The sequence below is a fragment of the Pseudomonas sp. FW305-70 genome (assembly GCF_058783925.1).
Genome location: NZ_JBYSYZ010000001.1, coordinates 290,254 through 302,856 on the forward strand (window position 1 = coordinate 290,254; position 12,603 = coordinate 302,856).

Sequence of the window (12,603 nt, forward strand, 5' to 3'; positions counted from 1 at the left end):
AACGAACAGTCCTTAATCAATCAATTGAGCTTCTTTGAGCGCGCCGACAGCGGCCAGCCAACGCGGGTCTTGACGGTATTCGGTGCTGGCAAACGACTGGCCGCGCATCCGCGCAATGCGCTCGGAAGGCTTGACCTTCAGACGCTGGGCAGCGCTCAAAGCGAGTTCGGCGGCCGCACGGTCGTTGCACACCAGGCCCATCTCGCAACCGGCCGTCAGCGCTGCTTCGATACGGCTGGCGGCATCGCCGACCACGTGGGCGCCTGCCATGGACAGGTCGTCACTGAAGATCACGCCATCGAACTGCAACTCGCCGCGCAGGATGTCCTGCAACCAGCGGCGGGAGAAGCCTGCGGGCTGGGAATCGACCTGTGGATAAATAACGTGGGCCGGCATGACCGCGGCCAGTTGCTTGCTCAATTTGGCAAACGGCACCAGGTCGTTGGCGCGGATCTCGTCGAGACTGCGCTCATCATTCGGGATCGCGACATGGGAATCAGCCTCGGCCCAGCCGTGACCCGGAAAATGCTTGCCGGTAGCGGCCATCCCGGCGCTGTTCATGCCACGGATGAATGCACCCGCGAGCAAGGCAGCGCGCTCGGGATCACCTTCGAACGAACGGGTGCCGACAACGGCGCTGCGCTGGTAATCGAGGTCGAGCACAGGGGCGAAACTCAGGTCCAGGCCAACGGCCAGCACTTCGGTCGCCATGATCCAGCCACACTGCTCGGCCAGGTATTCGGCGTTCGGGTTGTCGGCAATGGCGCGCATGGCGGGCAGGCGCACGAACCCCTGGCGCAGGCGCTGCACGCGGCCGCCCTCTTGATCCACCGCCAACAGCAGATCGGGGCGAATGGCGCGAATCGCTGCACTCAGCTCGCGCACTTGACGCGGATGTTCAATGTTACGGGCAAAAATGATCAGGCCGCCCACTTCGGGCTGGCGCAACAATTGGCGATCTTCAGCCGTCAGCCAGGTACCGGCGACGTCCACCATCAACGAGCCTTGCAAGCCAGCAGTCATAAAAATTCCTTGATAACAGAAAACCCTGCCCACACGAATTCGCCGCCAGGGGCAAGGCCTGGCAGATTGGCGAGTTCGATGGAAAACGGGTTCAGAACGAGAGTCGGCATGGGCGGCTAGCTTAGCGGATGTCAGCTGCCGCGCCCACCCGTGCGCGGTTAAACCTTGGCGGCAACCGGTGTCGATTTGCTGCGTGGACGCAACTGGGCAGTGGCCATGGCGGTATCGGTCACACCGGACTCGGCACGCATGCCGGCAGCCAGGAACGGCACCATCAGGCGCATGACCTGCTCGATCGAGGTGTTCACGCCGAAGTCGGTTTCGGCAATCGCACGCAAGGCCTTGATACCGGACATGCTGAACGCCGCCGCACCCAGCATGAAGTGCACCCGCCAGAACAGTTCGATGGGCGGAATACGCGGCGCCGCTTCGTTGACCAGCATCATGTAGCGGCGGAATACCTTGCCGTACATGTCCTCCAGATAACGACGCAAGTGCCCCTGGCTCTGACTGAACGCCAGCCCCAGCAAACGCATGAAGATGGACAGGTCGTTGCCGCTGCGCGGCTGCACCACCAGGGCCTGCTCGACGAGGATTTCCAGCAACTCTTCGAGGGTCGGCTTGATTTCAGGCTTGGCCTGACGCCGCTCCAGCTCTTTGTCGAGGCTGATGCAGAACGGCCCGAGGAACCGCGAGAAAACCGCCTGGATCAACGCCTTCTTTGAACCGAAGTGATAGTTCACCGCCGCCAGGTTGACACCGGCCTTGCTGGTGATCAGGCGCAACGAGGTTTCGGCGAAACCTTTTTCCGCGAACAACTGCTCGGCTGCATCAAGAATGCGTTCAACGGTTTCCGACTGGGCCATGGCTACTCCGCCTGACAAACACTTGTTTGAAACATACGTTTCAGCCTGTGCCTTGTCAAGTCTGGCAGTTCGTTTCGGGAATGGTCGGTCAGATATTTAACCACACAACGGCGAAGCTTGAATCCACTGACTGATTGACCGTCTGGCGGCGACTGAAAAATGGAGCATTGCCAAGACCGCCTTACTGTATATAATCCCAGTCACTGTATAAAAAAACAGAGCGATCAATATGCTAAAGCTGACGCCACGACAAGCAGAGATTCTGGCTTTCATCAAACGCTGCCTGGAAGACAACGGATACCCCCCCACCCGTGCGGAAATCGCTCAGGAACTGGGTTTCAAGTCACCCAATGCGGCGGAAGAGCACCTCAAGGCGCTGGCCCGCAAAGGTGCCATCGAGATGACGCCTGGCGCCTCCCGTGGCATTCGCATCCCCGGCTTCGAAGCCAAGGCCGATGATTCCACCCTGCCGATCATTGGCCGGGTCGCAGCCGGTGCCCCGATTCTAGCGCAGCAACACATCGAAGAGTCCTGCAACATCAATCCTGCCTTCTTCCACCCGCGCGCCGACTACCTGCTGCGCGTCCACGGGATGAGCATGAAGGATGTCGGCATTTTCGACGGCGACCTGCTGGCCGTCCACACCACCCGCGAAGCCCGTAACGGTCAGATCGTGGTTGCACGAATCGGCGACGAAGTGACCGTCAAGCGCTTCAAGCGTGATGGCAGCAAAGTCTGGCTGATCGCCGAGAACCCCGAGTTCGCCCCTATCGAAGTGAACCTTCAAGATCAGGAACTGGTGATCGAAGGCTTGAGTGTCGGCGTGATTCGCCGCTAAAGGAGGCTCCATGCAGTTCCCACAGCCATCACCACAGCAAACCCAACTGCCGTTGTTCGAAGCGTTCATGGCACAGCCATTGGCGCCGATCCTGAAAGACGTAGTCGAGTCCCCCTGGAGCGCCGAACCTGACGTTTTCAGCGAGCTGTCACTGCGTGGTGCAGCCGGGAACTGCCTGAGCCTTCTGGCACCGATCCTCAGGGAATTGAGCCAGGACCAGGACGCACGCTGGCTGACACTGATCGCGCCGCCCGCCAGCCTGACTCAAGCCTGGCTGCGAGATGCCGGCCTCAACCGCGAGCGCATTCTGTTGCTTCACCCCCGAGGCACCCAAAGTGCTCAGCAACTGACCTGCGAAGCCCTGCGTCTTGGGCGCAGCCATACGGTTGTCAGCTGGCTCAACCCGTTGAGCAGCCAATCCCGGCAACAGCTGATCAGCGCCGCCCGGACCGGGGACGCTCAGAGCCTGAATATTCGTTTGGGATAACTGACAGCCGGGGCGCGAGCTTCACCGCGCGAGGCTTCTCCAGGGAGAGAGAAGCCGATGTATAGCGACATCAAGAAAACCGACGGACGGGGATCAATGAAGAACCCGTGACCCCTCGTCCTTGTCGAATTCGCCTTCAACCAGGCGACCTGCCATCTGGACTCCCACGCTCAACATCGCCTTGGCGACTTCCACGTGTTGCCCTTGCAGGAACGCTTTGGCGTCCTCGGAGAAATCCAAAGTAACCAGAGAACCCTCGTCCTCGGCCCTGCGTAGCTCGATACGGCCGTCTGGTAACTCGACAATTTCTAGAAAGGACGTTGGCATAAAGGACTGTTCTCCACGAAAGGCGGGGATTATATAGGCATCGGCCAGGCTTCGCTCGGGATCTTGACCAGATGCCACCCCAAAACTGTTTCTGTCAGCACTCGTTCAGGCCTTCGCGAAAGCGGATCGCCAATCCTTTCAGATTCTGGCGCCAGCTCTCCAGCTCTTCCCGACTCAGTTCCTCTGGCTCATCCGCTTCATCCAGATTGACCGCCTGAATCAGTGGCTGGGTCACGTCCCCTTTTGGCTTGCGGGGCGCGCGCGGCGGCTGAAACAACGCAGCATGGGCAGCCAACAACCTGGCCAGCCAGGTCTGCGGGTTATTGGCCAGCTCCACCAGCTCGGCCATTTCCGGAATGGCGATGGTTTCCAGCACTTCGCGGGTCAGCAGCAGCTCCGCACGGGGTGCATTGGCCTGAGGCAGGCGATAGAAGCCGGCGATTTCGTGGCACAGGCCCAACAGCGCGCCGTACAGGTGAAACAGCGCCGATTCGCGTCCGGCCTGGATCAGCGCCAGCGAATTCATCGCCCGCCCCTCTTCAGTGCGCGCCAGTGCTTCCAGCGACAAGCCGGCGAAATAAATCTTCTGATTGGTGCGGGTATAAAGTTCGTGGGCCATGACGGCAGCCTCCACAACGAAATAATTGCTTCACGCAGGTCCTGTAGGAGCGAGCTTGCTCCGGGCGGCGTTCCGACGATGGACCTGAGAGCAACGCGGACATCCTGAAGGCCCGCGTCATCGTTGACGACCATCGCGAGCAAGCTCGCTCCTACAAGGGTCTTGCGATTCTACGCCTTCGCAGTTCCCATGCGCCTTTTGTAGGAGCGAGCCTGCTCGCGATGGACTTGAGAGCAACGCGGGCATCCTGAAGGCCCGCGTCATCGTTGACGACCATCGCGAGCAAGCTCGCTCCCACAGGGGTCTTGCGATTCTACGCCTTCGCAGCCGGGCGCTTGTCTTCAACCGTCCACTTGCCGCCGTCGTAGAACGCTTTCCAGCCAGTCGGCTTACCGTCAACTTCGGTCTGCACGTACTGTTCCTTGGTCTTGCGGCTGTAACGAATCACAGCCGGGAGGCCATCGGGATCTTTCTTCGGCGCTTCGCAGAGGAAGTGATACTTCGGATCGATCTCATCCTTGTGCGGCACGATCTCGATAACCAGCGGAGCACGCGTCTCACGGTTTTTCGGGAACTGGCTGGCCGCCAGGAACAGGCCGGATGCACCGTCGCGCAGGATATAGGTGTCGTTGACCTTTTCGCATTTCAGCTCAGGCATCTTCACCGGGTCCATCTTCGGCGGCGCCGCATCACCGCTTTTCAGCAGCTTGCGGGTGTTCTTGCAGGTCGCGTTGGTGCAGCCGAAGAACTTGCCGAAACGGCCGGTCTTGAGCTGCATCTCGCTGCCGCACTTGTCGCATTCCAGGCTCGGACCTTCATAGCCCTTGATGCGATAGGTGCCCTCTTCGATTTCGTAGCCGTCGCAATCCGGGTTGTTACCGCAGATGTGCAGCTTGCGCTTCTCGTCCAGCAGGTAGGCATCCATCGCCGTGCTGCAGATCGGGCAGCGGTGCTTGCCACGCAATACCAGCGACTCCGACTCACCTTCGTCGTCCGCGGCGATTTCGTCGCCCGGCACCAGGTTGACGGTGGCCTTGCAGCGCTCTTTCGGCGGCAGGCTGTAGCCCGAGCAACCAAGGAACACGCCGGTCGACGCGGTGCGGATCTGCATCGGACGACCGCAGGTCGTGCACGGAATGTCAGTCATCACCGGCTGGTTGGCACGCATGCCGTTTTCCGGGCTTTCGGCTACTTCGAGCTTTTTCTTGAAGTCGCCGTAGAACTCGTCGAGTACGTTTTTCCAGTCGCGTTCGCCCTGGGCCACGTCATCGAGATGCTCTTCCATGCCGGCGGTGAAACCGTAGTCCATCAGGTTCGAGAAGCTCTCGGCCAGGCGTTCGGTGACGATGTCGCCCATCTTTTCCGAGTAGAAGCGACGGTTGTGCAACGCCACGTAGCCACGGTCCTGAATAGTCGAAATGATCGCTGCGTAGGTCGAAGGACGACCGATGCCGCGTTTTTCCATTTCCTTGACCAGGCTGGCTTCCGAGTAACGCGCCGGCGGCTTGGTGAAGTGCTGGGTCGGATCAAGCTTGATCAGCTTCATCGCGTCGCCCTGGGCCATGTCCGGCAGCACATCGTCGTCGCCTGGCTTGGCGATTTGCGGCATGACACGGGTGTAACCGTCGAACTTCAGGATGCGGCCCTTGGCACGCAGCTCGAAGTCGCCAGCGCCCACAGTGACGGTCGTCGACAGGTATTGCGCCGGCAGCATCTGGCAAGCCAGGAACTGGCGCCAGATCAGCTCGTAGAGGCGCTCAGCGTCACGCTCCATACCCGACAGCTTGCTTGGCTCGGTGTTGGCGTCGGAGGGACGAATCGCTTCGTGAGCCTCTTGTGCGCCTTCCTTGCTGCTGTAGACGTTCGGGGTTTCCGGCAGGTACTTCTTGCCGAACTCGCCTTCAATATAAGTACGCGCCATCGCCACGGCATCAACCGAGAGGTTGGTCGAATCGGTACGCATGTAAGTGATGTAGCCGGCTTCGTACAGACGCTGGGCCATCATCATGGTTTTCTTCACCCCGAAGCCCAGGCGGTTGCTTGCGGCCTGTTGCAGGGTGGAGGTGATGAACGGCGCCGACGGCTTGCTGCTGGTCGGTTTGTCTTCGCGCTTGACGATGCTGTAGCTGGAAGCCTTGAGCTTCTCCAGCGCGGCCATGGCCTGGGCTTCGTTGAGCGGCTTGAAGGCTTCGCCTTTTTCGCGGGCCACGTCGAAACGCACGGTCGCGCCTTTTGCGGTGCCGAGGTCGGCGTGCACTTCCCAGTACTCTTCCGGGATGAACGCGCGGATTTCACGTTCGCGCTCGACCACCAGCTTCACGGCAACCGACTGCACGCGACCGGCGGACAGGCCGCGAGCGATCTTGGCCCACAGCAGCGGCGAAACCATGTAGCCCACGACGCGGTCGAGGAAACGACGGGCCTGCTGGGCGTTGACGCGGTCGATATCCAGCTCGCCCGGCTGGGAGAAGGCTTCCTGGATCGCCTTCTTGGTGATTTCGTTGAACACCACGCGCTTGTAGCGGCTGTCGTCACCACCGATGGCTTCGCGCAGGTGCCAGGCAATGGCTTCCCCCTCGCGGTCCAAGTCGGTTGCGAGATAGATGGTGTCAGCATCCTTGGCGAGCCGGCGCAGCTCTTCGATGACTTTTTCCTTGCCCGGGAGGATCTCGTACTTGGCTTTCCAGCCATGGTCCGGATCGACCCCCATGCGCGCGACCAGCTGCTTGCGCGCTTTTTCTTTAGGCGACAGTGCCGGCACTTCACCCGCAACAGCCTTGCCGCGCTTGGCGGCCGGCTCTTTGCTGGCGCTAGCCGAACCGCTGGTGGGCAGGTCTCGGATATGGCCGATACTCGACTTCACCACGTATTCGTTGCCCAAATACTTGTTGATGGTCTTGGCCTTAGCCGGGGATTCCACAATGACCAGCGATTTGCCCATGGATCAGAAAATTCCTGAATTCGAGAAGTGAAAGGCGGTTGGCGCCTGACGCGGCACCGCTATATATAGTGGCTACAAGGTGAGGTCAAGCGCAGGGTATTGCGCGCACTCAGCTTATGGCTTGGTAAAAAGGCTTTCCTCGGCCTGCACCAAAGCAAAGCGTGGCACCTGTTCGCCGTCAACTTCGACGGACTCCAGGAACATGCTCAAGGGACGCACCCAAAAGCCGTAATCGCCATACAGGGCTTGATAGAAGACCACTTCTTCTTCGGTTTCCGAATGCCGCGCAACACTGAATACGCGGTACTGCGGACCTTTGTAATGTTGGTAGAGCCCAGGTTGTATCGGCATGCTTTGGCCCTCACTCAAATTTTTTCAAAATAAAAACAAAATAAATCCGGAAAAACAAAAACCGGGGCACTTGGCCCCGGCTTCCATCAACGAAACGCTTAAACGCGTTCGAAGACGGTGGAGATGCCTTGGCCGAGACCAATGCACATGGTGGCTACCCCGAAGGTACCGCCATTCTGCTTCATCACATTGAGCAAAGTGCCGGAGATACGCGCACCGGAGCAACCGAACGGGTGGCCCAGGGCGATCGCGCCGCCGTGCAGGTTAACCTTCTCGTTCATCTTGTCGAGCACTTTCAGATCTTTCAGCACTGGCAGGGCCTGTGCGGCGAAAGCTTCGTTGAGCTCGAAGAAGTCGATGTCGGAGATGCCAAGACCCGCGCGCTTCAGTGCTTTTTGTGTGGCCGGTACTGGACCATAGCCCATGATTGCCGGATCCACACCTGCTACCGCCATCGAGCGAATCACCGCCATAGGCTGGATGCCCAGGTCCTGTGCGCGCTGCGCCGACATCACGATCATGCACGAAGCACCATCGGTGATCTGCGACGAAGTACCTGCTGTCACGGTGCCGCCCTTCGGATTGAACGCTGGCTTGAGAGCCGCCAGGCTTTCCAGGGTGGTTTCCGGACGAATGGTTTCGTCGTAGTCGAAGGTTTTCAGGAAACCGTTCTCGTCGTAGCCCTGCATCGGGATGATTTCGTCTTTGAACTTGCCTTCCACGGTCGCCTTGTGGGCGAGTTGGTGGGAGCGCATGCCGAAAGCATCTTGCTGCTCGCGGGTAATGCCGTGCATTTTGCCCAGCATTTCCGCGGTCAGGCCCATCATGCCCGAGGCTTTCGCCGCGTACAGCGACATGTGCGGGTTCGGATCGACACCGTGCATCATGCTCACGTGACCCATATGCTCGACGCCACCAACGACGAACACGTCACCATTGCCAGTCATGATCGCTTGCGCAGCAGTGTGCAAGGCGCTCATGGACGAGCCACACAGACGGCTGACGGTCTGGCCGGCCGAGGTGTGCGGGATCTGGGTCATCAGCGACGCCATGCGCGCGATGTTCCAGCCCTGCTCCAGGGTCTGGTTCACACAGCCCCAGATCACGTCTTCGACTTCGTTCGGGTCGACCTTGACGTTGCGTTCCAGCAATTTGCTGATCAGGTGCGCCGACATGTCTTCGGCGCGGGTGTTGCGGTGCATGCCGCCCTTGGAGCGGCCCATCGGAGTACGACCGAAGTCGACAATCACGACGTCTCTAGGATTCAAGCTCATAAGTTCACTCTCACTCTAGTTGGGGGCGCTTAACCGAAGAAGCTCTGGCCGTTCTTGGCCATTTCGCGCAGCTTCGCGGTCGGGTGGTACAGCGCGCCCAAATCAGCGTACTGGTCAGCCAGGGCAACGAACTCTGCCACACCGATCGAATCGATGTAACGCAGCGCACCGCCACGGAATGGAGGGAAACCAATGCCGTAGACCAGACCCATGTCGGCTTCGGCAGCGGTTTCGACGATGCCGTCTTCCAGGCAACGCACGGTTTCCAGGCACAGCGGGATCATCATCCAGTTGATGATGTCTTCGTCAGTGACTTCGCGCTGTTCAAAGACGATTGGCTTGAGCACTTCCAGCACCGAAGGATCGGCGACTTTCTTCTGCTTGCCCTTCTTGTCGGTCTCGTAGGCGTAGAAGCCCTTGCCGTTCTTCTGGCCCAGGCGCTTGGCTTCGTAGAGCACGTCAACGGCCGAGCGACGGTCGTCCTTCATGCGGTCCGGGAAGCCTTCAGCCATCACGTCACGGCCGTGGTGGCCGGTGTCGATGCCGACCACGTCCATCAGGTAGGCCGGGCCCATAGGCCAGCCGAATTTTTCCATGATCTTGTCGATACGGACGAAGTCCACACCGGCGCTGACCAGCTTGGCGAAACCGCCGAAGTACGGGAACAGTACGCGGTTGACCAGGAAGCCCGGGCAGTCGTTGACGACGATCGGGTTCTTGCCCATTTTCTTGGCGTAGGCAACGGTGGTGGCAACGGCCAGCTCGCTGGACTTCTCGCCACGGATCACTTCCACCAGCGGCATCATGTGCACCGGGTTGAAGAAGTGCATGCCGACGAAGTTTTCCGGACGCTTGAGGGCCTTGGCCAGCAAGGTGATGGAAATGGTCGAGGTGTTGGACGCGAGGATGGTGTCCTCTTTGACCTGGTCTTCAACTTCAGCCAGTACGGCCTGCTTGACCTTCGGGTTCTCGACGACTGCTTCCACCACCAGGTCCACGTGACCGAAATCACCGTAGGACAAGGTCGGACGAATGCCGTTGAGCACTTCAGCCATTTTCGCGGCGGTCATGCGGCCTTTATCAACGCGGCCAACCAGCAGTTTGGCGGCTTCGGCCAGACCCTGCTCGATACCGTGCTCGTTGATGTCCTTCATCAGGATCGGCGTGCCTTTGGAGGCCGACTGATAGGCGATACCGCCACCCATGATGCCGGCGCCCAGTACGGCGGCCTGCTTCACGTCCTTGGCGATTTCGTCGTAGGCCTTGGCCTTTTTCTTCAGTTCCTGGTCGTTCAGGAACAGACCGATCAAGCTCTGCGCGGCAGAAGTCTTGGCCAGTTTGACGAAACCTGCGGCTTCAATTTCCAGGGCCTTGTCGCGACCGAAGTTCGCGGCTTTCTGGATGGTCTTGATCGCCTCAACCGGCGCCGGGTAGTTCGGGCCAGCCTGACCGGCCACGAAACCCTTGGCCGTTTCGAAAGCCATCATTTGCTCGATAGCGTTCAGCTTCAGCTTTTCCAGCTTCGGCTGGCGCTTGGCCTTGTAGTCGAACTCGCCGCCGATGGCGCGCTTGATCAGTTCCAGCGCGGCCTCTTGCAGCTTCTCTGGAGCAACCACTGCATCGACAGCGCCAACTTTGAGCGCGTCTTCAGGACGGTTTTCCTTGCCGGCGGCAATCCACTCGATGGCGTTGTCGGCACCGATCAGACGCGGCAGACGAACGGTACCGCCGAAGCCCGGGTAGATGCCCAGCTTGACTTCCGGCAGGCCGATCTTGGCCTTGGTGGACATGACGCGGTAGTCCGCCGCCAGGCACATTTCCAGACCACCACCCAGCGCGATGCCATTGATCGCGACAACGGTCGGAACGTTGAGGTCTTCGAAATCGCTGAAAATCTTGTTGGCTTCGAGGTTGCCAGCAACAAGCTCTGCATCCGGCAGCTTGAAGTTGTCGACAAATTCGGTGATGTCGGCGCCGACGATGAACACGTCCTTGCCACTGCTGACGATCACGCCCTTGATCGAAGCATCTGCCTTGATGGTGTCTACGGCCTGACGCAGTTCGTTCAGGGTTAGACGGTTGAACTTGTTGACGGACTCACCCTTGAGGTCGAACTTCAGTTCGACGATGCCACTTTCAAGAGCCTTAACCGTGATGGCTTTACCTTCGTAAATCATCAACTGATCTCCACGATATGGAAGCTGAACAGTACACGTCGGACGCAGGCGAATGGCTTGGCAGGGACGTTGATCGTCAATGCTACGCCCATTCCCCCGGCACACCCGCCAACGCGATAGTCGGGATTCTGTAGGAGCGGTCTGAAATACAAACGCTCAATTCATACGCCCGTTTGATTTGGGTACGTCACCTTCACGGAATTTCCGACAATTGTCAATCGCCTGAAACACGGGTTGAAACGCGACTTTCCGGTCATATCCGTACTGTGAAGACCTTAAACACGCCGAAGCATGCAGGGTCATTCATAGAATCAATTGTTAGAAAATGCGCCCTAATTCGCTGCAGCCCGTGTTTAACAAGCTACGCTGGCGGAACCAAGGGGAAATTGTGAACGCTTTTGGCGAATGCCCAGCGTAAGATCAGCCCACACCGTTTTACCGGCCTGCCTGGCCAACTCCAGCCCGATGATGAATGTCGGGCTTTTTATTGCCTGCGAAAAAACGGCAAATGCGCTCCTCTGTACTCTGTAGGAGCGAGCTTGCTCGCGATGAACCTGAGAGCGCCACGGGGTGTCAGGTTTCAAGCATCATCGTTCACGCCCATCGCGAGCGAGCTCGCTCCTACAGGGGATCGGGGTTCAGGCAAGGGCTTTCAGCGTGGCATCGATCTGTTGCAAAACGTCGGCCTCGCCCTTCTCGCCCCAATACAAGGCAATCATTTGCTTGTCGGCCTCGACCTTGTAGACATTACCCGGCAATTTTTCGAAATGATTGAGCAGCGCCTGGTCTTCACAGGTTTCCTGCCATTGATTGACCCAGACACCCGGTGATTTTTGCCAGTAACTCCAGCACGCCGCCTGACTGCCACGTCGCGGACGATGGTACTGGGCGCACGGGCTCGGCGGCTCCTGGCTCAGCCAGTGTGGCCACTCCTGGGGCGCCAGCTGCATGGCCAGCCCAATGCGCCGGGCCTCCATGCGCAGGGCGATGCGCCCACTCTGGGCACGCGACGGGCGCAACCATGCCAGTGGGCTGAGTACCACCAACAGGATTGACACCACTATCCACACCGTCATATCTGTACTCCCGATTCTTGATGAGCCCATTGTGTCACTTTGGAACCAATGCGCTTGAAACCAGCCATACTTACCAATATTGCAATCCTCAGGAGGAGCACCTCATGCCCTACAACCATATTCTGGTCGCTGTAGATCTGACCGAAGAGTGCGACCCTGTGATCCACCGCGCTCGCGAGCTGTCGGTGAGCAACGGCGCGAAATTGTCACTGGTGCACATTGTCGAGCCGATGGCGATGGCCTTCGGCGGCGACGTGCCGATGGACCTGTCACAACTGCAACAGCAGCAGTTCGATCAGGCCAAGGAGCGCCTTGACCGCCTGAAGCACAAATACTCAGAGCTTGAGAGCTCCAATTGCCACCTCACCTACGGCCAGCCACGCCAGGAAATCCATCACTTCGCCAAGGAGCAAACCTGCGACCTGATCGTGGTGGGCAGCCATGGCCGGCATGGCCTGGCACTGCTGCTGGGCTCCACCGCCAACGACGTGCTGCATGGCGCGCCTTGTGATGTGCTTGCGGTGCGCCTGCAAACCAAAAGCTGATAACACCAGCCCCTCTGTAGGAGCGAGCTTGCTCGCGATGGTCGTCAACGATGACGCTGGAAACCTGATGCCCCGCGGC

At 59.3% G+C, this 12,603-nt stretch carries 12 protein-coding genes; 3 read left to right on the plus strand and 9 right to left on the minus strand.

Annotation, left to right across the window (positions count from 1 at the left end; all coding sequences use genetic code 11):
• Nucleotides 1-12: 12 nt before the first annotated feature.
• Together nagZ and AC3WN7_RS01390 are read right to left on the minus strand one after the other, a co-directional pair.
• Nucleotides 13-1,023 (minus strand): beta-N-acetylhexosaminidase, encoded by a 1,011-nt coding sequence (nagZ, locus tag AC3WN7_RS01385; protein WP_102675098.1) that lies wholly within the window; start codon nt 1,021-1,023, stop codon nt 13-15.
• A 158-nt stretch (nt 1,024-1,181) separates the two neighbouring features.
• Nucleotides 1,182-1,889, minus strand: a complete 708-nt coding sequence (locus tag AC3WN7_RS01390; RefSeq protein WP_007974041.1) for a TetR/AcrR family transcriptional regulator — start codon at nt 1,887-1,889, stop codon at nt 1,182-1,184.
• 229 nt (nt 1,890-2,118) lie between these two features.
• Here AC3WN7_RS01390 and lexA point away from each other — a divergent pair, with 229 nt between their 5' ends.
• Nucleotides 2,119-2,727 carry a transcriptional repressor LexA gene (lexA, locus tag AC3WN7_RS01395; protein ID WP_007974043.1) on the plus strand — a complete coding sequence of 203 codons (609 nt, stop codon included), beginning with the start codon at nt 2,119-2,121 and terminating at the stop codon, nt 2,725-2,727.
• A 10-nt stretch (nt 2,728-2,737) separates the two neighbouring features.
• Nucleotides 2,738-3,214, plus strand: a complete 477-nt coding sequence (sulA, locus tag AC3WN7_RS01400; RefSeq protein ID WP_095965240.1) for an SOS-induced cell division inhibitor SulA — start codon at nt 2,738-2,740, stop codon at nt 3,212-3,214.
• 93 nt (nt 3,215-3,307) lie between these two features.
• On the opposite strand, the gene AC3WN7_RS01405 is transcribed toward sulA, so the two are convergent.
• The 7 genes from AC3WN7_RS01405 to AC3WN7_RS01435 all read right to left on the minus strand — a co-directional run bounded on the left by AC3WN7_RS01405 (nt 3,308) and on the right by AC3WN7_RS01435 (nt 11,979).
• Complete coding sequence (locus AC3WN7_RS01405; RefSeq protein WP_015095953.1) at nt 3,308-3,541, minus strand: hypothetical protein; 234 nt, start codon at nt 3,539-3,541, stop codon at nt 3,308-3,310.
• Between the two features lie 94 nt (nt 3,542-3,635).
• Entirely contained in the window at nt 3,636-4,160 is a 525-nt protein-coding gene (locus tag AC3WN7_RS01410; RefSeq protein ID WP_095965239.1) for a DUF6586 family protein, read from the minus strand.
• Between the two features lie 313 nt (nt 4,161-4,473).
• The gene (gene topA / locus AC3WN7_RS01415) at nt 4,474-7,101 is read right to left on the minus strand and encodes a type I DNA topoisomerase (RefSeq protein WP_102675097.1); all 2,628 of its coding nucleotides are present in this window, start codon (nt 7,099-7,101) and stop codon (nt 4,474-4,476) included.
• 114 nt (nt 7,102-7,215) lie between these two features.
• The gene (locus AC3WN7_RS01420) at nt 7,216-7,452 is read right to left on the minus strand and encodes a DUF1653 domain-containing protein (RefSeq protein ID WP_007986363.1); all 237 of its coding nucleotides are present in this window, start codon (nt 7,450-7,452) and stop codon (nt 7,216-7,218) included.
• Nucleotides 7,453-7,550: 98 nt separating this feature from the next.
• Nucleotides 7,551-8,726 (minus strand): acetyl-CoA C-acyltransferase FadA, encoded by a 1,176-nt coding sequence (gene fadA / locus AC3WN7_RS01425; RefSeq protein ID WP_095965237.1) that lies wholly within the window; start codon nt 8,724-8,726, stop codon nt 7,551-7,553.
• A gap of 29 nt (nt 8,727-8,755) precedes the next feature.
• The gene (gene fadB, locus AC3WN7_RS01430) at nt 8,756-10,903 is read right to left on the minus strand and encodes a fatty acid oxidation complex subunit alpha FadB (RefSeq protein ID WP_095965236.1); all 2,148 of its coding nucleotides are present in this window, start codon (nt 10,901-10,903) and stop codon (nt 8,756-8,758) included.
• A gap of 638 nt (nt 10,904-11,541) precedes the next feature.
• Nucleotides 11,542-11,979 (minus strand): hypothetical protein, encoded by a 438-nt coding sequence (locus tag AC3WN7_RS01435; protein WP_102675096.1) that lies wholly within the window; start codon nt 11,977-11,979, stop codon nt 11,542-11,544.
• Nucleotides 11,980-12,083: 104 nt separating this feature from the next.
• Between AC3WN7_RS01435 and AC3WN7_RS01440 the strand changes: the two genes are divergently transcribed.
• Entirely contained in the window at nt 12,084-12,524 is a 441-nt protein-coding gene (locus AC3WN7_RS01440) for a universal stress protein (RefSeq protein WP_095965235.1), read from the plus strand.
• Nucleotides 12,525-12,603 lie beyond the last annotated feature (79 nt).

Coding starts and splice junctions, on each gene's coding strand:
- topA (WP_102675097.1), bottom strand. CDS start 7,101: ATGGGCAAATCGCTGGTCATTGTGGAATCCCCGGCTAAGGCCAAGACC.
- nagZ (WP_102675098.1), bottom strand. CDS start 1,023: ATGACTGCTGGCTTGCAAGGCTCGTTGATGGTGGACGTCGCCGGTACC.
- AC3WN7_RS01405 (WP_015095953.1), bottom strand. CDS start 3,541: ATGCCAACGTCCTTTCTAGAAATTGTCGAGTTACCAGACGGCCGTATC.
- sulA (WP_095965240.1), top strand. CDS start 2,738: ATGCAGTTCCCACAGCCATCACCACAGCAAACCCAACTGCCGTTGTTC.
- lexA (WP_007974043.1), top strand. CDS start 2,119: ATGCTAAAGCTGACGCCACGACAAGCAGAGATTCTGGCTTTCATCAAA.
- fadA (WP_095965237.1), bottom strand. CDS start 8,726: ATGAGCTTGAATCCTAGAGACGTCGTGATTGTCGACTTCGGTCGTACT.
- AC3WN7_RS01440 (WP_095965235.1), top strand. CDS start 12,084: ATGCCCTACAACCATATTCTGGTCGCTGTAGATCTGACCGAAGAGTGC.
- AC3WN7_RS01435 (WP_102675096.1), bottom strand. CDS start 11,979: ATGACGGTGTGGATAGTGGTGTCAATCCTGTTGGTGGTACTCAGCCCA.
- AC3WN7_RS01410 (WP_095965239.1), bottom strand. CDS start 4,160: ATGGCCCACGAACTTTATACCCGCACCAATCAGAAGATTTATTTCGCC.
- AC3WN7_RS01390 (WP_007974041.1), bottom strand. CDS start 1,889: ATGGCCCAGTCGGAAACCGTTGAACGCATTCTTGATGCAGCCGAGCAG.
- AC3WN7_RS01420 (WP_007986363.1), bottom strand. CDS start 7,452: ATGCCGATACAACCTGGGCTCTACCAACATTACAAAGGTCCGCAGTAC.
- fadB (WP_095965236.1), bottom strand. CDS start 10,903: ATGATTTACGAAGGTAAAGCCATCACGGTTAAGGCTCTTGAAAGTGGC.